A 20,254-nucleotide genomic window follows, 5' to 3' on the forward strand; every position below is an offset into this window, starting at 1 on the left:
CATACCTGCTCCTCCCTGACTTCATTTTTTACATAAAAAAAGCCGGCCATATGGGCCCGCTTTTTGTTTCACGTTTGGTTTCTCTCTTCAACTGTCGAACGTTGCTTAGAATTCATACAGACACTCTCCTTCTTGAATTTGATTTTGAGCCCATAATAATTTCTGATAATACTGGTTGGACTTCTGGTATTGTTGAGAGGCTTCTAAGGCTGTCGCAATTTCTAGTGAGATATCCTCTATATAAGAGTATAGGCTAAGTTTTTCCAAATAATCAATGGTTTTTTGCAGTTGTTTTTCATTCATTCCTTGAACATATAAAGCATCTAGATACTCAAACATATGACAGAACAGCTGGTCTTCATGCTTCTTTGCAGCTAATTTTCCATCTTCTAATATGCGGCGTGCTGCTTCTTGTTCATTTTGTCTAAAAAGCAGTTTTGCGAGCGTATAGAGTGTATGCGGAAGCGTGGGAAGCTGCTCTTTACAGGCAATATCAGCCGATTCCGTTAAATAGCGTTGTGCTTCCTCAAGGTAGCCTAGCTCCCCATAACATTTTCCTAAATTATAAAGCGCTGAACTGTATATCCGCGGGTGATCAATTTGTGATGCGAGCTGTTTTGCCTTTTTTAAATGAGGCAGTGCCCGATCTTTTCGTTTTAAGTCTTGGTAGTTTCCTGAGATCACAAACAGGCACTGAATGATGCGAATAGAATAAGCATCATGCTGATCGTATATTTCTAGCGCCTTTAAAATATGATGCATCGAGACATGCGTTTGCTTCATAATATAGTAGGCTTCTGCTACTTTAAAATGAAACTCAGCCTGCTCAATATCATCAAATACCATAGACAGCTGTTTTTCTGCCACTCGGTAATATTTGACGGCTTCTAAATATTCTTTTTGACTAAACTCATGCATGCCACGAAAAAATGCATGGTAATAATGCAGCATATCAGATAACTCATGATTGGAGTTTTCGATTTTATCGACAAGATTAGATACTGAGAAAGGTTGATATTTTGAAGGGTGTATATAGTCAAGCATGATCTGGTGCCGAAAACACATGAGCTGATAATAAATCAGTAAATGCTGGTCCTCTTCCATCCGTTCAATTTCCGCTTCTACTTCTGCTTTCAGGATTTCCGCATCTGGAACACTGAACTGCCGTATCATTCGATACCATTCATTAATTTTCATACCTACATGTGAAGAAAGAACCTTCCCCATGTTCCGAAAAAACCCCTTCCTTTTCGGTCTAATATTACATATTTTAGCACGCTTCTTGACCGCCAAGCACCGCAAAGAAACCGCAAACATATGAGCAAGGCAGCAAAAACAGACGAACAGAAGCCCGTTTTTTTCGAAAAAGATGATTTTTTCATCGTACAGACACAGACAATCCCCCCTTCACATACATTTGAGGATATAGGCAGTGGCCTAAACATGGTGGAGGTGAAAATCGTGGCAGGAGTATTTACAGCGATGGGATTGATGGTCAAAGAATTGGTGTTCTTAGTGTCCTATGTCAAAAACAATGCCTTTCCACAGCCCCTTTCGGGAGATGATGAAAAAAAATACTTAGCCCTTATGGCACAGGGCGATGAACACGCGAGAAATATGCTGATTGAACATAACCTTCGGCTCGTCGCCCATATTGTCAAGAAATTTGAAAATACCGGGGAAGACGCTGAAGACCTCATCTCCATCGGGACGATCGGACTCATTAAAGCCATCGAAAGCTATTCCTCTGGAAAAGGAACAAAGCTGGCAACGTATGCGGCGCGGTGTATTGAAAATGAAATTCTGATGCATTTACGCGCGCTCAAAAAAACAAAAAAGGATGTCTCCTTGCATGACCCCATTGGTCAGGATAAAGAAGGCAATGAAATTTCTTTAATTGATGTCTTAAAATCCGAAAATGAAGATGTGATTGATACGATTCAGCTCAACATGGAGCTTGAAAAAGTAAAGGAGTATATCGACATTCTCGACGGCCGGGAAAAAGAAGTGATCGTCGGCCGGTTCGGCCTTGATTTAAAGAAAGAAAAAACGCAGCGGGAAATAGCGAAGGAGCTCGGGATATCGCGGAGCTATGTGTCTCGTATTGAGAAGCGGGCGCTGATGAAGATGTTTCATGAGTTTTACCGGGCGGAGAAGGAGAAACGGAAGCGGGAGAAGGGGAAATGAACTTTTCCAACTACTAATAAAAACAGACCTTGTTGGGTCTGTTTTTATTTGAACATCACAATATAGCCCACATACACAAAAGAAAACTATGTCGTGTTTTATCCTCATTTATTTCACTATGCTGTTTTCTTTTAAGAAACGCTCAAAAATCTTATGACCTTCCTCCTCAATTTGGTCATCGTCAATCAGATATTCTCCAATCAATAATCCTAGATCATTCCATTTCTCATATTCCTTTAAAAGCGTTACCCCATAACTTTTTTGATCAAAAAACAAGAGCCATCTCCCTGTTTCTAAACTCTTAAAAAATACGCCTTCATCATCAAAACCATGTTCATAATATCCTACATGTAAATGCATAGTATCGTCTAAACTATCTAAACTATGTAATTTTTCTTCTGTACTCACTTTCATCTTGCGCCCCTAACTTTTCATATCCTTCTGAAAATCAATATCCCTCAACTCGACCCATTCAACAAAATCAGGAACTGTTTTTGTCGTCAAAAAATGATGAACGATTTGATATGCTTGATCCCGATTAATGTAGCTGCACGACGGCATATACAATGGGGCTCCTGCAACCAAATGCTCGATCGTTTCAATTTTTTCTCCCTTTTTAAAAGGAACCAAAAAATTTGGATACCTCATGATCAAGAACCCATACGGTTCCGTATAAAAGAAAACTAGACTTTCACATTCCCACTCTTCTTCTATCTCAATAGAAGATTCCCCGTTACCTTGTTTCCAATAATCTTCACCCTCCTGAAAGAAAATTCTTTTCATGAATTCTTCTCCCGGATTTTCTACTGGAGCTCCTGTGGGGCCGTAGTATAAAAACATCCATATCTCTCCTTCATACCTATATCAACTTGTTAACCAACTGTTCTATTTCCTTCAAATTGATAAAAAGCTTGTGGTTCTTCGTTTAATTTTAGCCAGTTATATAGCTTGGGATTTAGCTTTTGAAAAGTTTGCTTGCTGACCCATTTTACTTCTTTGATATCATGATCCGGATCGAGAATACTCATTTGTCCTCCGGTGATTTCTGCAAAGAAGGTGATCATCAGCGCATGATGCTTTTTGTCTTGAAAGTATGCTTCTCGAACCGAATGAAGTTCATTTACTTTGCAAACATACCCTGTCTCTTCTTTCACCTCGCGGATCACGGCTTGATGCAGGTGTTCTCCTTTTTCTACAGCACCACCAGGAACTTCCCAATATCCCTTTACATTTTTGACCATTAACATATTTTCTTGCTCATCATAAATAATAGCTGATACTACGTCTACTCGTTTCAAAGAAATCTCCCCAATCATTCTCTGTTTACATCAATTGTCGAATAAATAGCACGAACTGTTCATTTCAATACATTCATTATAATGTATCCTTGATATAAGATAATGGATAAGGGGCAAAACAGCATTCGTGGGCAGATTGGAGGCCACAGCATGTGGATCATCATCATTTTACTTATTGTCCTCATTGGGTTTACTGGGAATATCGTTTCTTTATTAAGACAAATGAAAGAGTCAAACGAGAAAATCATACAACTGTTAGAACATCAAAAACCGAAAAAATAAAAACTTCTCTCATTTAGAGGGAAGTTTTTTAGAGAAAGCAATTAGAGAATTCTTACCGTTTTTCATGAAGCAACATATATCTGATTCGACGAATATAATGCAGCGCAATATGAACGAGACATAAAATGAGCCCGATCATCGCAAGAATATAAATGGGCAGCATCAAACCAGGTACATAATTGACGATAAAACCCAAACAAAACGCTGTCAGCATATATAGGCTGATCAACCTCATCAATACCATCCGAAGCCCTCCCTTTCCACACTCATTTTAACATCATTTCCCTTTATTTTCATAATTGGCTTTAAAAAAAGATGCGAATCCACTAAGATTCGCATGATCATTACGTATTCAATTCACCTTTCTTCGCCCGGGCTTCCTTCCACTGCTCAAGCTCTGAAACTGTTAATAATTGATATCCTTGTTTGGTTAATTCCTTGATAATCGTGACAGCTGCGTTTGCCGAGGTGTCATAGATGTCGTGCATTAAGACGGTTTCTCCGCTAGACGCATGTGTGAGAATGTAACTCGCGACGTACTGGCTGTTGCGATATTTCCAGTCTTCAGGATCTACGTCCCAAAGCGTGACTTTCATGTTGACAGCCGCGTTAATTTGCCCGTTTGTTCCTCCATATGGCGGTCTAAAGTGAGTCGGTGTGAACCCGCCAGCTTTTTCAATGATTTGCTGGGTCTCTTCTACTTGTTTGACGGCTTGTTTTAATGGCAGTCTTGTGAGTAAAGGATGGCTATAGGAATGATTTCCGATTTCATTCCCACCCTTTCTGATCTCACCTAGCATATCGGGGTAATATTGAACCCTGCTGCCTAATACAAAAAATGTCGCATGTCCTTTGTTTTCTTTTAAAGCTGTTAAAATTTTTGAAGTCGTTGATGGATTTGGTCCATCGTCAAATGTCAGGGCAATGGCTTTTTGATTTAGGTTGAATGCTGACTGTTTTGGCAGTTTTACGATTTTTCTTTTTGGAATTGGTTCTTTTTTCTCGTTTTTGTTCTTTTCTTTATTGATATATTCTGGTTTTAACATTCCTTTAAGCACTGTTTTTTTAATCGCCAGCACTTGAGGGCCTTGTTTGTCTGGTGCGATTTGCCCTGCTGGAAAGTAGAATTCAATAAAACGATCCTTGATGGCAAAATATTGATAATGCTCTGCCGCAGGAGACGTTCCTTGTTTGAGCAAATGCTCATTTTCAGCAAGAGCGCGATCTTTTTTTAATTCATCAAATGTCATATGTGACAGTTTTTGCAGATTTTCTTTCTTTGATAAAAATAAATCATCTATTGATAAAAAATGCTGTTTCTTGAAATCAAAATTGAACAACTTCGTTTGATGTGCGCCTTTTACTCCGCCTTTCAATTCATATGTATTGAATTTAATCGCAACGGTTTGCTTGGCATAATGAATAATCTCGTAATCTATATTTAATTCGTATCGATTCTCTTCATCGACATCGCTCGCTTCGCTAAATGATGTTTTGAATTTGTCTAACGCTGTTTCTGCAAATCTTTTCATCTCTTGATCTAGTTTTTTTTGATGAAACACCGGATAGTTGACTGCATATCTCATGTATCTCCCGTCATTCACGAGGGTGACTATTTCCACTTCTTTATAGCTCGCATCTGGTTCTACCTTCTTCTTCTCCGTCCCACTTGCCTGCTGATTATGATAAAATGCAGCAATTCCGATGATGATTGCAAGTCCGCATAGGACGAGACTGATTTTCCATTTCATTGACACAATAATTCCCCTCTCGTGATGGCGTCATGCCTTGATGACGTGTGTTTGTAGGATAGACTTTGCGTGAACCCAATTTAGTTTTCATAAAACAAACTTGTCACACTTTAGACACAATTTAAAAGAGGAATAGAAAAAGGGCTTGATTTCTCAGCCCTAACATTATTTTTGCATATATAGTTGAAATAATTTCGTTTCTTCATCAATCGAACTCGCTCGATCAAAAGCCGCTCTGACCGTCTTTGTATTGTTTAAGCGCTCATAAAGCAAGGTCAATACAAAGATAAATGCCGCATCTCCATCAATGTAATCATCCGGCGCTATATAGGACATGGCACCTGCTTCTAAAAAGGCATCTGCTAATTTTTTCTCACCTAGTGTGCAACCTGTAGAAATAACGTGAACCCCTTTTAATGAAGCATACTGCTTGATTTCATCCGCTCCAAAAGCAGCGCCTCTAGGCTCTCCATCTTCGTATACATCTTCCCCTAATTCTGGCATGAGAAATGCTCCTTCTTCCCCATGAAACGATAGAAGAATGTAATCGATTTCTCCTCTATTTTTTCCAGATAACACATTGATCAGGTCATTTGGTCTTCCGATCCATTGCATATCGACTTTTACGCCGAAGTTTTCAAGTGCTGCACGCAGCGCAAAAGATTCCAGCTCACTATTTGGTCCTGCTGCTAACATGATGCGTATGGTCTGTTGATCCACTTTTATCTCCTCCAGACTATCATAAAAATAAAACCATTTTTTCCTCATCTACATATGTATGATCAGGCCATTTTAGTGCCTTTTCTTCAAGTGCGTATGACTCAAATCCAATAGAGCGATACAAGCGTTTGGCTGAGTGATTGGTCGTCACGACTGATAAATACATTTGCTCGATGTCGTGTCGTTTTCCGGCGAATGAAAGAACTTCCATTATCAAGGCCTTGCCTACTCCTTTTCCGCGGGCACCCGCTGTAACATACATCGCCGCCACATTCGCTCGGTGCTTTAATTTCTGTAAGTTTTCTTGGATGAGCGTGACCATACCCACAAGCTTCCCTTGATCAAAGGCGCCAAAGGTCCACGTAAATTGTACCGAAGCAAAACGAGCTGCGTATTTTTCTATTGTACCGATTTGCTCTTCTTCATAACTCATCGCAAAGTCCTCTGGATGTAATCGTAGTGCTTCTAGTCTCAACGCGGCATATTCTTCAGCATCATCTGGAATTAACAATCGAATATTCAGAACATCGCCCCCAACAGAATGATTGATACTTCCAATTTTATCTTGAAAGGAGATTTTGATCAAAATTTTTCTCCTGAAAATAAAAAGGCATCCCTTAAAAGGATGCCCCCTTCATTACCACTTACAGCGTTTCACTGGACGGCAGCAAGGGTTTTTGATATCACTGCCGCAATCGTATTCTTTCACGATATACTCGTTATGAGTCGACTCAGTGACAGGATAGTAGTTTTCAATTCTTTTGATGTTTTTATTGACGTTTGTGATATGCGTTGGATGAATTTTTCTAATGGTTTGTTCATTCGTTCTTGTGTTGACAATTTGACGTGTGGGGAAAACAACCGTTTCATCTTCTCCATGGTTTCCTCTGCGAGGCCCAAAGAAAAAATCATCTAATCGATTCCGGCTCATCTCAACACCCCTTCAATTTGTCTTTCACTTACACTCTATCGTATGTAAGAAACGTCATTCGTGATTAGATGCTTGTCTATTTTTTAAAAAATCCACTATTTATCTCGTTTTCTCTTTCTTTACAAAAGGTCATTTTTAACATATTATACAAATGATATCTTGCGCAGAAAGGACATCTATGAAAACAAAACATAAACTCTTTTTATTCATGATATTTATTGTCATCATTATTGCTCTTCCAATGCTATCACCTATGATCTTCACAAATTCAACCGAAAAAGGCGCTATCCGGAAATCAATTTACCAAGAAGGATACCCTTACCAAAGCTATTTTGCTATTTTGAAAAAAACGAAGTACAAAGATCCTGAGTATGGCCAGCTTTATGATGTTTACTGGCAGGCTTGGAAAAGTGAAACAGGGATGACACCTTCTGTCTGCTATTCGAAAAAGGTCGAGGAAAATGAATATAAGGTTAGCTGCGGTACCGCCCCATAACCTTCACTCATCATCAAACACGAGGTGAACGATATGATCAATACGACACAACCAATCGAACGAAACAAGCTAGACATTGCACTTGAACTGACTCAAATGCATTTGAATCGATATGAAACGAATCATCCTGATCAGCTGAGTGAGGTTTATGCAAAATATTATGCGCTGCTTGAAGTGCTTGATTTATCTTCTTATGATCAATTGATTGATTGATTGCCAGATGAGCTAAAACAGATGCTTGAGTAAAAAACCCACTATCCATAGGATAGTGGGTTTCAGATTGTTGACAAAGGGCTAAAATGATCTTAATTTTAGCCCTTTGTCTTCTTTTCAGCGTGATAGAAAACCTTTGCAGCCCTAGGAAGGACGAGTACTGGCGCGGAGCGAATTCGACATTCGTGAGCACCAGCACGCAGGACTGACAACGAATGCGAGGGTTTTCTTTATACTCGTGCTGCCATATCGGTTTCGATTTGCTCTAAACTTCTTCCTTTTGTTTCAACTAGTACAAAGCGGGTGAACAATAGTCCGATTAAGCAGATGACACCAAATGAGGAGAAAATGACACCAAAGCTGAATTGGTCTGCCAGAATAGGGAACACGAGTCCAACGGCTAACGATCCCGTCCAGTTAAAGGCAGATGAAATACCTGCGCCGATACCTCTGACAGAAAGCGGGAAGATTTCGCCGATGATGATCCACGTGATCGGTGCCCATGAGAAGGCGTAGCACAAGATAAAGCAGCAAAGTGAAATCAATGTCACCCAGTTTAAAATCCCTTCACTCACGCCAACTGCACCTAATGCGGCTGGTGCAAAGAAAGAAAGGGCCATGCCCGTTCCCCCTACGGTGAGAATCGTTCGGCGGTCGAATCGGTCAACAAATTGTAAAAAGATCACGGTGGTGACGACAAAAATGACACCGACAATGACTGTAAAACCTGCGGCAACCTGAGGTGCAAGCCCTACATTCCGAGCAATACTCGTTGCATAATACACAATGGAGTTCGCCCCTTGAATTTGCTGAAGGGTCGCCATCCCAACCCCTATGAAAAGAGCCATTCTGAATTTCTTTTGGAACAATTCGCGAATACCAGAGCGTTCTTCTTTCGCGACTTCTAAAATTTCCTGCATCTCTGCTTCAATTTCCTCATCAGAAGAGCGCAGTGATCCTAATACTTCCCGTGCTTTATGAGCCATTCCGTGTTTAATTAAATATCTCGGAGATTCAGGAAGCTTCAGCATACCAATATAAAGTACGATGGCAAATAAAGCGGCACTACCGAGCATCCAGCGCCAGCTGTCTGGAACAGGTTCAAACACAAATGCAACAATATAGCTCAGCAATAGTCCACTTACGATCATGAGCTGATTGAGCCCAGACAATTTCCCGCGGATTTTAGCAGGAGCAATTTCAGACATGTATGCCGGCACCAAAGATGAGGCTGTTCCTACGGCTGTCCCTAAAAAGATACGTGCAATGGTTAATGAAATCTCTTCTGGTGCGATAGCTGATCCGATCGCTCCGACAAAAAAGATAACGGATGAGACCAAAATAAGCTTTCTGCGGCCAAATTTATCCCCTAACAGACCGCTTAAAATGGAGCCGATAATCGCCCCACCCATTAATGAAGAGACGACAATTCCAAGCCATAATGGGCTGAGCTGAAATTCTTGCTGAATATGTCCTTCTGCCCCTGCAATAATACCAATATCATATCCGAATAAGATGCCTGCAAAGGACCCGAAAAAGAAGATAAATTTGCTTGACACTTTTTTCTCCAAGTGGATGACCCCCTCACTTAATTAACCGCTTTCATTTCATCCCGTGCTTCTACTGCACTCAGTAGAAGACCTTTCACCCTTCTATAAAACCACATACTCTGCACTCACAAGCTTTGCAAAATGAACAATTTGATCAACCGTTAAATTGAGGGATACGACTGTATGATGACCCCCGCCTTGCTTAATCCATGCTTTGACGCCGTCCTGAAAATTCGGCTTGATTTTCCAGAGCACACGTGCAACCGGTAAATGAGGTGCTGCTTCCTCCGGCTCAAAGGCTTCGACTTCTTGTATGAGCCATTTGAAATGAGTCCCAAAATCAGCAATAGAAACAACAACACCTTCCCCTGCTTTTCCATCAAACACAAGGCGAGCTGGATCTTCCCTGTTTCCGATTCCAAGCGGAGATACGACAATGACAGGTTTCGTATGGGCGAGCGCCGGATCTACTTCTAACATATGAGATTGCAGCACTGCTTCCTGCCCAGAGGTCATTTCATACGTGTAGTCCTCCATAAAACCAGTGGATTGATGATGACTCATCACCTTTAATAACCGGTCCAGCGCAGCCGTTTTCCAATCGCCTTCCCCGGCAAAGCCATACCCTTTTGCCATCAGCCGCTGTACCGCAAGTCCTGGCAGCTGCTTCATTCCATGTAAATCTTCAAAGTTCGTCGTAAAGGCATTGTAGCCGCCTTCATCTAAAAAGCGTTGGATGGCAATCTCATATCGTGCTTGCTCCTTGACACTTTTTTCCCAATCTTCAACTGAATACGTTCCATAATCCACATCATATTGTGTTAAATATTCCGCAAATAATGCATCTACCTCTGCTTCTTCTACTGCATTCACATATTCGACGAGATCGCCTATGCCAAAGTAATCAACAGTCCACCCTAGTTGAATCTGGGCTTCAATTTTATCGCCTTCTGTTACAGCCACGTGGCGCATGTTGTCACCAAACCTAGCTACTTTAATCTGAAAGCTCTCATGATAAGCAGACGCCACGTCCATCCAATCAGCGATTTGCTGCTGCACATCCGGCTTAGACCAATGACCGGCAACAATTTGGTTTTGTTTATTTAAGCGCGCATTGATATAGCCATATTCTCTATCTCCATGTGCAGATTGATGAAGATTCATATAGTCCATATCGATCGTGTCCCACGGAATCTTTTCATAATACTGTGTGACAAGATGCAAAAGAGGCTTCTGCAAAAGATTGGTCCCGCGTATCCACATTTTTGCCGGTGAAAATGTATGCATCCACGTCATGACGCCGACAACTTCATCACGATAATTGACCTCTTTCATCAGCTTTGTGATTTGATCCGCACTGACAGCTAGCTCCTGCAAGATCACTGGAAAAGGAAGTAAACCGCTCTCATTTAAGGCATCCGTCATTTTTTGTGCATCTGCTTTTACTTTCTGCAGTGCTTCATCTCCATATAAATGCTGTGATCCGACAATAAACCAGCATTCTTTATGTTGACTTGTTAACATAGAAATCCCTCTTTTCTTTATCTTGAAGGTTTTTGTCCGTAATACGCATGTTCTCCGTGTTTTCTTAAGTAATGTTTATCTAAAATTCGCTGCGGAAGAGGCTCCGCGTATTCATTTAATTGCTTTGCAAACAAATTCATTTTGGCGACTTCATCTAAAATCACACTGTTTGTGACCGCACTTTTTGCATCTTCCCCCCACGTAAATGGGCCGTGGCCTTGAAGCAATACACCCGGCACCGCCATCACATCTAAGTTTCTTTTCTCAAACGTTTCGATGATCAGCCGGCCCGTTTCTACCTCATAACCACGATTCACTTCTTCTTCTGTCAGAAATCGAGCACACGGAACAGCGCCGTAAAATGTATCGGCATGTGTTGTGCCCATTGCCTGTAAATCGAGACCTGCCTGCGCCCAAACGGTTGCCCACATGGAATGGCTATGTGAAATACCGCCAATTTCCTCAAAGTGTTTGTAAAGGACAGCATGTGTGGCAGTATCTGATGAAGGGCTGTATTCCCCTTCCACTACTTCACCGTCAAAGTCGACCACAACCATGTCTTTTGCTGATAATTGGTCATACGCTATACCGCTAGGCTTAATAACGAATAGACCGCTGTCACGATCACACGCACTGACATTACCCCATGTAAATTTCACAAGTCCGTATTTCGGCAAATCTAAATTGGCTTCGTATACTTCTTCTTTTAAGCGTTCTAACATACGGTTGTCACTCCTTTCTTTGACATCAGATATGCTACTGCCGCCTCTTCAATCGGAAGGCCGTCTTGATAGCGCTTTAAAAATTCGCCAAAGCCTTTGACATCAAGTGGATCGGGTTCTATCAGTTCTTCTGATGTATGGGCAAACACTTGATGCGTGAGAAATTCAGCCAATGTTTGCTTTTGATGATGGACCATATAGGAAGCGAGGACAGCCATTCCAAACGCACCGCCTTCTCCCGCAGTAGAAACGACTGATACAGGTGTATCAAGCGCTGCTGCCACCATTTTTTGACCAACGAGCGGTGTTTTAAATAACCCTCCATGCCCTAATAACCGATCAATCGCAACCTGTTCATGTTCTTTTAAACGGTCCATCCCTATTTTCATTGCGCCAAAAGCAGAAAAAAGATGGGTACGCATGAAGTTAGCCAGATTAAAGCGGCTTTCAGCTGATCTGACAAAAAGAGGTCTTCCTTCTGGCAGTCTTGTAATATTTTCACCAGAATAATAGCCATAGCTTAAGAGCCCGCCGCCATCTCGATCTGCTTCTAACGCCTGCTGTAATAAGGCTTCGTATACCTTTTCTGACGACACTTGCACGCCTAGTGCGTCAAATGCCTCTCTAAAGATATTCATCCAAGCATTTAAGTCACTTGTACAGTTGTTCGCATGAACCATTGCAACTGGCAGTCCGTCCGGCGTTGTGACCATATCCACTTCTGGATACACACCCTTTAGCTCCTGCTCTAGCACAATCATGGCAAAAACAGATGTCCCAACTGAAATGTTCCCTGTCCGTTTTTCTACACTGTTTGTTGCCACCATGCCCGTTCCGGCGTCACCTTCCGGGGGGCAAAATGGAATCCCTGGCTGTAAGTGTTTGCCTTGATCTAAAATGGCTGCTCCTGCTGTCGTTAACACGCCAGCCTCCTCGCCTGCTAAATAAACATGCGGCAGAAGGTGACGGAGCTTCCACGGATAGCCTTTTTCTGCGATCAAGTCTTCAAATTGATGGAGCATTTCTTCATTGTAATCTTTCGTTTGTTCATCAATTGGGAACATGCCAGATGCATCTCCAATGCCAATGGCCTGCTTTCCTGTTAAAAGCCAGTGAATGTATCCTGATAGAGTGGTCATATATTCTAAACGGGAAAGATGTTTTTCTTCTTCTAATATGGCTTGATACAAATGGGCAATGCTCCATCTTTCTGGAATATGAAATTGGAAGACATTCGTCAGTTTTTGACTCGCCTCAATGGTTGTTGCGTTCCGCCATGTGCGAAACGGAACGAGGACCTCTCCTGTATGATCACATGCCACATAGCCATGCATCATAGCTGATACCCCAATTGAGCCAATGGTTTGAATGGTCACGCCATACCTTTGCTCGACTTGCTCTTTCATCTCTCGGTACGCTACTTGAAGACCTGTAATGATATCAATTAAGTTGTACGTCCAAATTCCTTCCTGGAGAGAACTTTCCCACTCAAATGCACCTTGGGCAATTGGCTGAAACGCTTCATCTATTAAAATGGCTTTAATTCGTGTTGAACCAAATTCAATCCCTAAAGATGTCCGTCCTTCTTTTAAGGCTTTGGTCGTCTCTTCATGATTCATTCTGCGTTCACCTCCATGATTGGTAGCGGTTTCAATTTTAGTTTTCTAGATTCATTGATTCTATGTGCACATTCACAATATAATATTTGTACGTACATATGTCAATAATAAATATAGTTGTACATACACAATATGACAAAAACCTGCACTTTTCTAAAGCTGAAACGTCAGAAAGGGAAAGCGCCTGTTTTTGATTCGACAACCATGTTAAAATATGTCCATACAATTTCTTCTCAATCCGAGTAGATGATCAACTGAGAAAGAAGTGAAACGATGAAAAAGAAGTACCAGATCATTATCGATGATATAAAAAGCAAAATACTAACAGGGGATTACCGGATCGGGGAACGTATTCCAACTGAATCAAGCCTGCAGGAGATGTATCAAGTGAGCAGGCATACCGTTCGAAAGGCCATCTTAGAATTGTCGAGTGAAGGTTTTTTGCGAAGTGAGAAAGGTTCAGGCACATTTGTGACCAATCAATATCAAACAAAGCCTGCGGGACATGCGCATATGAAAACGATTGGGGTTATCACGACATACATATCCGATTACATTTTCCCTTCCATCATTCGAGGCATTGAAAGCCGATTAAACGAAGAGAACTATTCGTTGTTACTGGCGAGTACAAATAATGATGTAGAACAGGAGAAAAAAGCGCTCGAAATGATGCTGTCCTTTGGTGTGGACGGACTCATTGTCGAGCCGACGAAAAGTAATTTATATAATCCGAACATCTCGTACTACTTATCTTTTAAAGAACAGGATGTACCGCTCATTATGATCAATGCCTATTATGAGCAGTTAGAGGTTCCTTTTCTCTGTTTGGATGATGTGAAGTCCAGTTATTTAGCCACAAAAGAGCTGATCACCTCGGGACATCAACAAATCGGGCTCATTTCAAAAACAGATGATTTACAGGGAAAGTACCGAATGAAGGGCTATATTCAAGCGCTCGGCGAAGCCAAGCTTAATTTCCTGCCTGAGCACGTAATCTTTTTCGATACAGAATCGAAGCAGCATTTGGGGGATGATATTAAAACTTTCTTATTAAAGCATCAGCATGAGCTGACTGCCCTTGTTTGCTATAACGATGAGGTTGGATTAGAAGTTGCCAATGTATGCAGTGACATCGGTCTGTCCATTCCAGAGGATCTTTCCATTATTGGACAGGACAATTCGTATATTGCCCAGAAAAATGCCAATGTGAAGCTAACAACACTGACGCACCCTCAGGAGCAAATGGGCCGGGATGCAGCAGACTGGATGATTAAAAAGGTGCAAGGGAAAAAGAATCTCCCTCATCAAACCTTTTATGCACCTGAATTGGTTCCTGGTGAAACGATCAAACAAATGAATGCAAGAAAAAAATGAGCCCTTTTTGGAGAAGGCTCATTTTTTATATGATTAGATCTCTTCTTTAGGGGTAGGCACTGCGCATACGCCATCTGCACATGCTGCTTCAAATGAATTGGCAGCCGCTTTCTCAGCTTGAGCTGAATCTTCTGTCCAAGCCGTTTCAAGAGCACGGAGGAAGGTATCGGCTGGCTGTGCACCTGCCACTGAATATTTGTCATTGATCAAGAAAAACGGAACAGCATGAATACCAAGCTGCCTCGCTTCTTGTTCGTCTTTTCGGACATGATCGGCAAACTCTTCGCCACCTAAAATTTGCTGTACTTCCTGCAAATCAAGACCTGCTTTTTCTGCAATGTCTAAAAGGGTTTGACGATCGCCAACATGCTTTCCATCTGTAAAATATGCTTGAAACAGCTCTCCCATAACGAAATCGCCTTTCCCCATTTGACCAGCATATTGCGCCAATCGATGGGCATCAAAGGTGTTAGTCAACACAAGTGGATCAAATTGAAAATCGATTCCTTTCTCTTTGCCGGCCTGCTTCACCTGCTCATTCATTGCCATGGCCTGGCTGCGGCTCATTCCATATTTTTTGACGAGCATATCATGGACATCATAATCGACCTGAGCAGGTGCATGTGGATCAAGTTCAAAGCTTTTAAACTCGATTTCTATCTGTTCCTTTTGAGGGAATTGTTCAAGCGCTGTTTCTAGTTGTTTTTTTCCTATATAACAAAAAGGACAGGCGATATCTGACCAGATTTGTACTTTCATGTTCATCTTCCTTCCGTGTTTACGCTTTTTCTTTAACGATGTAACAATTATAGTTACAACAAATCGGTTATGTCAAGATTCTGATCTAGATTCAAATGAAAAAGCCTCTCCTTCTAAGAAAGGAAAGGCTTTGAAAATGACTATTCTAAATTTGCATGATGACCGTACATTGTATGTGTGTCGAGTTCTTTCATTTCCATTAAACGTAAAATGACCGCATCGTATGTCAGAAGTAGCGCTTGCTCAAATAGCGAGCCCATTGGCTGAATGGTATGATGGCTTCCTTCCTGTTGATCCTTTGGTGCACCTGACAGTAAGATGACTTTATCCGATAGATCAGCTAGAGGTGACTCAGCAGAAAGCGTGAAAGCTGCCACTTTTCCGCCAATTGCTTTCGCCTTTTTTGCAAGGACAAGCAAAGTCTCTGTTCGGCCAGATCCGCTCCCCACAATCAAGAGATCTTCTTCAGTAAAGGAAGGTGTATTGGTCTCACCGACCACATAAGCCTTGACTCCAATATGCGAGAGTCTCATGGCAAATGATTTTCCCATCAAACCAGACCTGCCAGCACCTGCCACAAAGACCTTTCTTACAGTTAAAAGGCTTGAAACAAGCCGCTCTGCTTGATCGTCTTGAATAGCGGGCGAGTGCTCAGAAAGCTCATTTAAAATGGCTTTTACATAGTCACTGGTCTTCATGATTGTGCGATCAGCTGCTTCATTTGTGCGGCCACTTCTGCTTTATTGTCCTGGCTTGCGATACCGCCGCCGACAATGATCAAATCAGGGTTTAATTTCACGACTTCAGGTAACGTATCAAGCTTAATTCCGCCTGCAATGGCTGTTTTTGCTTGTTTGACGACTTGTTTAATGGTCATAAGGTCAGCAAATGAGTTTTGTCCAACCGCTTGCAGGTCATAGCCTGTGTGTACACAAATATAATCGACTCCTAGCTCATCCAGCTCTTTTGCCCGGCCAGCGATATCTTTGATACCAATCATATCCACTAAAATCTGTTTCCCTCTTGCTTTCGCTTCTTTCACCGCTCCTTGAATGGACATATCTTCTGCCGCTGCAAGAATGGTCACGATATCTGCTCCAGCTTCGGATGCCTGCTGCACTTCATAGCCGGCCGCATCCATAATTTTCAGATCGGCGAGTACACGTAAGTTTGGAAATGCCTGTTTGACTTCTTTGACGGCACGCAAGCCTTCGTTGATCACAACAGGTGTTCCAATTTCGACTACATCGATAGATCCTTCTACTTCTTTGATCAGCTCAATCGCTTCTGGTATATTCACTAAATCTAATGCTAATTGTAATTTCATGAACATTCACTCCCGTTTTTTCATCTCATCTTCAAGAGCTCCGTGAATAGGGCTTCTTGAACGATGAAATGAGTATAACAACAGGATGGAAGCAATCCAAGTACGCACTTTTTTTTTACATACTATACTTTTTCGCATATGGTTACAAAAAAGATACTGTCTTTCGACCAGTATCTCAGCGCGCGGACAAACCCTCGCATTCGGTGTCAGGTCTATGTTGTGATGCCGCCTTTCCTATACTGCAAAGGTTTTCAAATCACGCTGAAAAGAAGACAAAGAGCTAAAATAAAGTGATTTTAGCTCTTTGTCTACAACGGTAGTCTTTCTATTTATCATCCTTTAAAAAATTGCTGTCGAGATACTGTTTTCCCCAATCATACATCGACTCTAAAATCGGCATTAAGCTTTCTCCTAGTTCTGTGAGTGAATACTCAACCTTTGGCGGAACGACAGGATAAACCTCCCGATGCACAATATGATCTTCCTCTAATTCTCTTAGCTGATTGACAAGCATTCTTTGCGTAATCCCAGGCATTAACGACTTTAGCTCACCAAATCGTTTTGTCCCTTCTCTGCCAAGGTGCCATAAAATCAGCATTTTCCACTTACCGCCGATAATATTCAGCGTCAGCTCTTTTTCGCAATTGAACACTTTATTTTCCATACGTGATGACAACAACATACACTCCTTTGGTTCAAACCATTTACGCTTTATCATATACTGCGGCAAATTAGATTGTCGAGCATACGGTCTTCGTTATTGATTCTGTTTATTCACAAAAGACATGACAGCCTCTGTCATTTTTTGTGCTTCTTTTGGCGCTCTGTCTGATCCAAACCATTTATTCAAGTCACTGTGGCTCAGCGAATGGACCCGAAAGACAAACTTAGAACCTTTATCATGATTCAGTTTTTCTGCAAATCGGTACACCTCAGGATTTTGCCAGCCTGTAACCAAATAGACTGGAGGTACATTCTTTTGATTCATATAAGTGACAGGTGATGCCTTTGTCCAATTCTCCTCTTGTTTGCCAAAGACTTTTTTGTACGATGGGATGGCTTGTATAAATTGATTGAGGTTTAACGGTCCGTCTAGAACAACAATGGAATTGATCGTTTTTGGCGACAGTCCCACACGCTTTAAGTAAGTCGAATCTGTGGCCACCAGTGCTGTCAAATGACCGCCCGCTGAGTGACCCATGACATTGATTTTTGATGAGTCAATTTGATACTCATCTGCATGATCCTTGACCCATTTGATGGCGTTTGCCGTATCATCTGCCATCTGCTCATAGTTGGCATCAGGGTGAAGCCTGTAATTCATCGAAACAAACACATACCCTTGACCAGTAAAATAATCCGCCTTTGAAGCAACTCTATTCTTATCTCCGCCTGTCCAGCCGCCGCCATGGAGATAGATCATGACTGGGTGCTTCTTCTTTTTGTCTTCATCTTTGCCCTTTGGCATGTACATATCGAGTGTTTGCTGTTTGTTTTGTGTGTCTGCATAATGGATGTTTGTCGTCGGCTTAGGCTGGTTGAAGCGGAACACAAAGAATGCACATACCAATAAGCCAGCGATGACTGCCGCAAATAAAAACCATTTCATCATTCGATTCAATGTCATTGCACCTTTCTATGTTGGGATGGAGAAGCATGATTCGCACATATGTAGAGAGACTAGCCCGATTCATTTGAAACGACTTGTATGACTTGAACCGTTTCACAATAAAAAGAAAAATACTGTTCTTCATAGTCTTCGACAAAGTAATTGATGTTTTCCCAGCCTCTATCCAAAAGCTGAATGTCCAATAAAATATAGTCATCATTTGTTAACTCCAAATCTTTGATTTGAACAGAAGAGACATTGGTGAATTTCAGATGAATGTCTGCTTGCAGATTCGGGGAATCATATGGGATGTGTAGAACAATACAGTTGATCAAGTCGTAATGTTCATTATACTCTTTAAAGTAGTGAAATTCATTGATTTGCTTTAGATGGTTGATATTGAAATCAGGGATTTGTTTCTGGATTTTTTCATTTAGAAACCATGTCATCGTTTGTCCTCCAAGAGGTTATTGTATAAGTGCAATGATTCGTTTTCTTGTTTCTTCATGGTATTGAACATAGGAATGCAATAAAGGATACGATTCAAGGATATGTTGATACGATTTGATTTGGGGATATTGCTCTTCAAATGACTGACGCAGCACGTTTAACTGTTTTTTCGGTATTCGTTTATGATCGACCACATAACTTAAGCTGCCTACAACAAGTGAAAAAAACATATAAAAATCATCTGAAAATATACCAGTTTCCTCTTCAAAAGAGACGATATCATCTGGATAAGCATAATCTAATAAGTATTGATAACGTTGTTTTAAATCATCGAATAAATCTTGTTTATCACGGCTGATTTTCATGGATCTTTCCCCATTCTCTGAATGTTTTTAATTCTTATTTAGACGCTAATGAGATCTTCCTATACACTGCAAATAAATTCCTGTGAGTCGAAACATACGTTTTTCGATTCTATTGCGAGTAACATCCCATTGATGTTAAATAGAAAATTTGCATTTGCTTCAAATTCTTCAAGTAGTTCATTTTTAAGGTTCCCTATCCCTTGAGGATGGTAACTGCATTCGAAAATTTGCCAATTCATCTCTTCTTGTATCAATTCTTCAAATCTATCATTACCTTCACCCCCATTATAATAAAGACTTGCCACATTCATAAATCGCAATTCATGATGCCGAGCATCATTTATTTCAGTTATACTAATGCTTATGACTAGTTCTTTACTAAAAAAATCAAATGAGAGTGCCAGTACATCACAGACACCATCTAAATAATCGATCCATTTCTCTATACTGCTAAACAACTCATTCACTCCCCTAACGTATTCCCCTATTTTTTCAGGATGAACTCTATTCTTATCTTGTCACGGAGTTTGTAAATATTCTTCAAATGAAATAAAGTCCGCTTTTTTTCGAAATTTGCTTAAGATATTCTGATCTCCTGTAAAAATAACATCTGTCGAATCAAAAAATCCGATTTCAAACACAGCTTGAGGAATAACGGGTGTATAATTCACGTTCCAATATCGTTCATTATCTTCAATTTGAGGTATTGAACTGATATTCAAATGATCTACATGACGAGGCAATGCGGTCAAAACAGCGAAAATAAAAGAATAGGAATAGTCATGTAAGAATTTTTTGAAATGTTCACCCTTCAGAAATAAAAAATCCGTATAATCTGGCATTACTTCTGAATGGGATTGATTTTGCCGATCATGAAGCATTGTGAGTGTCACATCACTTATGACCCAATGATACTCTTCTACGTTTAAATTGATTTTCTTCATTAATTCATTTACTTCGAATAAATTTTTCTCATTTGCTAATACGATTCTCATTACTTGCTCCACCTCATCAATTTAAAACATCAGACGAAACTAAAAATATTCTACACTATCAAAATCTGACCATAATCTCCAG

Annotated in this window: 27 protein-coding genes; 5 read left to right on the forward strand and 22 right to left on the reverse strand. The window is 40.9% G+C overall.

From position 1 onward, the window contains the following. Positions 1–105: 105 nt before the first annotated feature. Entirely contained in the window at positions 106–1,227 is a 1,122-nt protein-coding gene (locus MKY18_RS11825; RefSeq protein WP_044139447.1) for a hypothetical protein, read from the reverse strand. A gap of 231 nt (positions 1,228–1,458) precedes the next feature. On the opposite strand from MKY18_RS11825, the gene sigK reads away from it, so the two are divergent. Next, positions 1,459–2,187, forward strand: coding sequence for an RNA polymerase sporulation sigma factor SigK (gene sigK, locus MKY18_RS11830; RefSeq protein ID WP_034738387.1), 729 nt, complete (start codon positions 1,459–1,461; stop codon positions 2,185–2,187). Positions 2,188–2,295: 108 nt separating this feature from the next. Here sigK and MKY18_RS11835 read toward each other — a convergent pair whose 3' ends face one another. From MKY18_RS11835 to MKY18_RS11845, 3 genes are read right to left on the reverse strand one after another with little or no spacing between them, the layout of a single operon-like run. Then, a complete protein-coding gene (locus MKY18_RS11835; RefSeq protein ID WP_260406751.1) occupies positions 2,296–2,601 on the reverse strand; it encodes a DUF3986 family protein in 306 nt (101 codons plus the stop codon). Between the two features lie 9 nt (positions 2,602–2,610). Beyond that, a complete protein-coding gene (locus tag MKY18_RS11840) occupies positions 2,611–3,027 on the reverse strand; it encodes an Imm1 family immunity protein (protein WP_185107019.1) in 417 nt (138 codons plus the stop codon). Positions 3,028–3,059: 32 nt separating this feature from the next. Then, the gene (locus tag MKY18_RS11845; RefSeq protein WP_185107021.1) at positions 3,060–3,485 is read right to left on the reverse strand and encodes an NUDIX hydrolase; all 426 of its coding nucleotides are present in this window, start codon (positions 3,483–3,485) and stop codon (positions 3,060–3,062) included. A gap of 150 nt (positions 3,486–3,635) precedes the next feature. Between MKY18_RS11845 and MKY18_RS11850 the strand changes: the two genes are divergently transcribed. Then, a complete protein-coding gene (locus tag MKY18_RS11850) occupies positions 3,636–3,767 on the forward strand; it encodes a hypothetical protein (protein WP_003217310.1) in 132 nt (43 codons plus the stop codon). Positions 3,768–3,819: 52 nt separating this feature from the next. Here the strand turns inward: MKY18_RS11850 and MKY18_RS11855 are convergent, their stop codons facing one another. The 5 genes from MKY18_RS11855 to MKY18_RS11875 all read right to left on the reverse strand — a co-directional run bounded on the left by MKY18_RS11855 (position 3,820) and on the right by MKY18_RS11875 (position 7,169). Beyond that, complete coding sequence (locus MKY18_RS11855) at positions 3,820–4,011, reverse strand: hypothetical protein (protein WP_003217441.1); 192 nt, start codon at positions 4,009–4,011, stop codon at positions 3,820–3,822. 100 nt (positions 4,012–4,111) lie between these two features. Then, complete coding sequence (locus MKY18_RS11860) at positions 4,112–5,524, reverse strand: polysaccharide deacetylase family protein (RefSeq protein WP_106066934.1); 1,413 nt, start codon at positions 5,522–5,524, stop codon at positions 4,112–4,114. 159 nt (positions 5,525–5,683) lie between these two features. After that, complete coding sequence (locus MKY18_RS11865; protein WP_065098463.1) at positions 5,684–6,238, reverse strand: delta-aminolevulinic acid dehydratase; 555 nt, start codon at positions 6,236–6,238, stop codon at positions 5,684–5,686. 19 nt (positions 6,239–6,257) lie between these two features. Then, entirely contained in the window at positions 6,258–6,824 is a 567-nt protein-coding gene (locus MKY18_RS11870; RefSeq protein ID WP_223252821.1) for a GNAT family N-acetyltransferase, read from the reverse strand. A 51-nt stretch (positions 6,825–6,875) separates the two neighbouring features. Next, positions 6,876–7,169, reverse strand: coding sequence for a CotD family spore coat protein (locus MKY18_RS11875; protein WP_003216648.1), 294 nt, complete (start codon positions 7,167–7,169; stop codon positions 6,876–6,878). 178 nt (positions 7,170–7,347) lie between these two features. Between MKY18_RS11875 and MKY18_RS11880 the strand changes: the two genes are divergently transcribed. Then, positions 7,348–7,665, forward strand: coding sequence for a hypothetical protein (locus MKY18_RS11880; protein WP_065098464.1), 318 nt, complete (start codon positions 7,348–7,350; stop codon positions 7,663–7,665). Positions 7,666–7,698: 33 nt separating this feature from the next. Next, positions 7,699–7,878: a hypothetical protein gene (locus MKY18_RS11885; protein ID WP_268508477.1), complete on the forward strand. Its 180-nt coding sequence runs from the start codon at positions 7,699–7,701 to the stop codon at positions 7,876–7,878. A gap of 230 nt (positions 7,879–8,108) precedes the next feature. Here MKY18_RS11885 and MKY18_RS11890 read toward each other — a convergent pair whose 3' ends face one another. The 4 genes from MKY18_RS11890 to MKY18_RS11905 all read right to left on the reverse strand — a co-directional run bounded on the left by MKY18_RS11890 (position 8,109) and on the right by MKY18_RS11905 (position 13,293). Next, positions 8,109–9,449, reverse strand: a complete 1,341-nt coding sequence (locus MKY18_RS11890) for a sugar porter family MFS transporter (protein ID WP_106066932.1) — start codon at positions 9,447–9,449, stop codon at positions 8,109–8,111. Between the two features lie 81 nt (positions 9,450–9,530). Beyond that, complete coding sequence (araA, locus tag MKY18_RS11895) at positions 9,531–10,952, reverse strand: L-arabinose isomerase (protein WP_185107023.1); 1,422 nt, start codon at positions 10,950–10,952, stop codon at positions 9,531–9,533. A gap of 17 nt (positions 10,953–10,969) precedes the next feature. Then, complete coding sequence (locus MKY18_RS11900) at positions 10,970–11,674, reverse strand: L-ribulose-5-phosphate 4-epimerase (RefSeq protein ID WP_065098468.1); 705 nt, start codon at positions 11,672–11,674, stop codon at positions 10,970–10,972. Beyond that, positions 11,668–13,293 (reverse strand): FGGY-family carbohydrate kinase, encoded by a 1,626-nt coding sequence (locus MKY18_RS11905; protein WP_185107025.1) that lies wholly within the window; start codon positions 13,291–13,293, stop codon positions 11,668–11,670. The genes MKY18_RS11900 and MKY18_RS11905 overlap by 7 nt, the downstream gene beginning before the upstream one ends. 273 nt (positions 13,294–13,566) lie before the next feature. On the opposite strand from MKY18_RS11905, the gene MKY18_RS11910 reads away from it, so the two are divergent. Further along, positions 13,567–14,667 carry a GntR family transcriptional regulator gene (locus tag MKY18_RS11910; protein ID WP_185107027.1) on the forward strand — a complete coding sequence of 367 codons (1,101 nt, stop codon included), beginning with the start codon at positions 13,567–13,569 and terminating at the stop codon, positions 14,665–14,667. A 33-nt stretch (positions 14,668–14,700) separates the two neighbouring features. Here the strand turns inward: MKY18_RS11910 and MKY18_RS11915 are convergent, their stop codons facing one another. The 9 genes from MKY18_RS11915 to MKY18_RS11955 all read right to left on the reverse strand — a co-directional run bounded on the left by MKY18_RS11915 (position 14,701) and on the right by MKY18_RS11955 (position 20,172). After that, a complete protein-coding gene (locus MKY18_RS11915) occupies positions 14,701–15,426 on the reverse strand; it encodes a DsbA family oxidoreductase (RefSeq protein WP_185107029.1) in 726 nt (241 codons plus the stop codon). Between the two features lie 140 nt (positions 15,427–15,566). Further along, a complete protein-coding gene (gene hxlB, locus MKY18_RS11920) occupies positions 15,567–16,124 on the reverse strand; it encodes a 6-phospho-3-hexuloisomerase (protein ID WP_185107031.1) in 558 nt (185 codons plus the stop codon). Next, positions 16,121–16,753 carry a 3-hexulose-6-phosphate synthase gene (gene hxlA, locus MKY18_RS11925; RefSeq protein WP_003216301.1) on the reverse strand — a complete coding sequence of 211 codons (633 nt, stop codon included), beginning with the start codon at positions 16,751–16,753 and terminating at the stop codon, positions 16,121–16,123. The genes hxlB and hxlA overlap by 4 nt, the downstream gene beginning before the upstream one ends. Positions 16,754–17,078: 325 nt before the next feature. Continuing rightward, on the reverse strand, positions 17,079–17,435 hold the full coding sequence (locus MKY18_RS11930; protein ID WP_065098474.1) for a winged helix-turn-helix transcriptional regulator: 357 nt from the start codon (positions 17,433–17,435) through the stop codon (positions 17,079–17,081). A 75-nt stretch (positions 17,436–17,510) separates the two neighbouring features. After that, positions 17,511–18,380: an alpha/beta hydrolase gene (locus tag MKY18_RS11935; protein ID WP_065098475.1), complete on the reverse strand. Its 870-nt coding sequence runs from the start codon at positions 18,378–18,380 to the stop codon at positions 17,511–17,513. Between the two features lie 53 nt (positions 18,381–18,433). Next, entirely contained in the window at positions 18,434–18,811 is a 378-nt protein-coding gene (locus MKY18_RS11940) for a hypothetical protein (protein WP_065098476.1), read from the reverse strand. A gap of 18 nt (positions 18,812–18,829) precedes the next feature. After that, a complete protein-coding gene (locus tag MKY18_RS11945; RefSeq protein ID WP_185107033.1) occupies positions 18,830–19,177 on the reverse strand; it encodes a YxiJ family protein in 348 nt (115 codons plus the stop codon). A 59-nt stretch (positions 19,178–19,236) separates the two neighbouring features. Beyond that, on the reverse strand, positions 19,237–19,635 hold the full coding sequence (locus MKY18_RS11950; protein ID WP_065098478.1) for a hypothetical protein: 399 nt from the start codon (positions 19,633–19,635) through the stop codon (positions 19,237–19,239). Between the two features lie 60 nt (positions 19,636–19,695). Next, positions 19,696–20,172 carry a hypothetical protein gene (locus MKY18_RS11955; RefSeq protein ID WP_065098479.1) on the reverse strand — a complete coding sequence of 159 codons (477 nt, stop codon included), beginning with the start codon at positions 20,170–20,172 and terminating at the stop codon, positions 19,696–19,698. Positions 20,173–20,254 lie beyond the last annotated feature (82 nt).

The sequence above is a fragment of the Bacillus sp. FSL R7-0672 genome, assembly GCF_038601465.1.
GTDB classification, from domain to species: Bacteria; Bacillota; Bacilli; order Bacillales; family Bacillaceae; genus Bacillus; species Bacillus pumilus.

Bases quoted from the DNA above. Each gene is read 5' to 3' on its own strand.
- MKY18_RS11825 (WP_044139447.1), bottom strand. From the start codon at position 1,227: ATGGGGAAGGTTCTTTCTTCACATGTAGGTATGAAAATTAATGAATGG.
- MKY18_RS11835 (WP_260406751.1), bottom strand. From the start codon at position 2,601: ATGAAAGTGAGTACAGAAGAAAAATTACATAGTTTAGATAGTTTAGAC.
- MKY18_RS11840 (WP_185107019.1), bottom strand. From the start codon at position 3,027: ATGTTTTTATACTACGGCCCCACAGGAGCTCCAGTAGAAAATCCGGGA.
- MKY18_RS11850 (WP_003217310.1), top strand. From the start codon at position 3,636: ATGTGGATCATCATCATTTTACTTATTGTCCTCATTGGGTTTACTGGG.
- MKY18_RS11855 (WP_003217441.1), bottom strand. From the start codon at position 4,011: ATGGTATTGATGAGGTTGATCAGCCTATATATGCTGACAGCGTTTTGT.
- MKY18_RS11875 (WP_003216648.1), bottom strand. From the start codon at position 7,169: ATGAGCCGGAATCGATTAGATGATTTTTTCTTTGGGCCTCGCAGAGGA.
- MKY18_RS11880 (WP_065098464.1), top strand. From the start codon at position 7,348: ATGAAAACAAAACATAAACTCTTTTTATTCATGATATTTATTGTCATC.
- MKY18_RS11885 (WP_268508477.1), top strand. From the start codon at position 7,699: ATGATCAATACGACACAACCAATCGAACGAAACAAGCTAGACATTGCA.
- araA (WP_185107023.1), bottom strand. From the start codon at position 10,952: ATGTTAACAAGTCAACATAAAGAATGCTGGTTTATTGTCGGATCACAG.
- MKY18_RS11900 (WP_065098468.1), bottom strand. From the start codon at position 11,674: ATGTTAGAACGCTTAAAAGAAGAAGTATACGAAGCCAATTTAGATTTG.
- MKY18_RS11905 (WP_185107025.1), bottom strand. From the start codon at position 13,293: ATGAATCATGAAGAGACGACCAAAGCCTTAAAAGAAGGACGGACATCT.
- MKY18_RS11910 (WP_185107027.1), top strand. From the start codon at position 13,567: ATGAAAAAGAAGTACCAGATCATTATCGATGATATAAAAAGCAAAATA.
- MKY18_RS11915 (WP_185107029.1), bottom strand. From the start codon at position 15,426: ATGAAAGTACAAATCTGGTCAGATATCGCCTGTCCTTTTTGTTATATA.
- hxlB (WP_185107031.1), bottom strand. From the start codon at position 16,124: ATGAAGACCAGTGACTATGTAAAAGCCATTTTAAATGAGCTTTCTGAG.
- hxlA (WP_003216301.1), bottom strand. From the start codon at position 16,753: ATGAAATTACAATTAGCATTAGATTTAGTGAATATACCAGAAGCGATT.
- MKY18_RS11930 (WP_065098474.1), bottom strand. From the start codon at position 17,435: ATGTTGTTGTCATCACGTATGGAAAATAAAGTGTTCAATTGCGAAAAA.
- MKY18_RS11935 (WP_065098475.1), bottom strand. From the start codon at position 18,380: ATGACATTGAATCGAATGATGAAATGGTTTTTATTTGCGGCAGTCATC.
- MKY18_RS11940 (WP_065098476.1), bottom strand. From the start codon at position 18,811: ATGACATGGTTTCTAAATGAAAAAATCCAGAAACAAATCCCTGATTTC.
- MKY18_RS11945 (WP_185107033.1), bottom strand. From the start codon at position 19,177: ATGAAAATCAGCCGTGATAAACAAGATTTATTCGATGATTTAAAACAA.
- MKY18_RS11955 (WP_065098479.1), bottom strand. From the start codon at position 20,172: ATGAGAATCGTATTAGCAAATGAGAAAAATTTATTCGAAGTAAATGAA.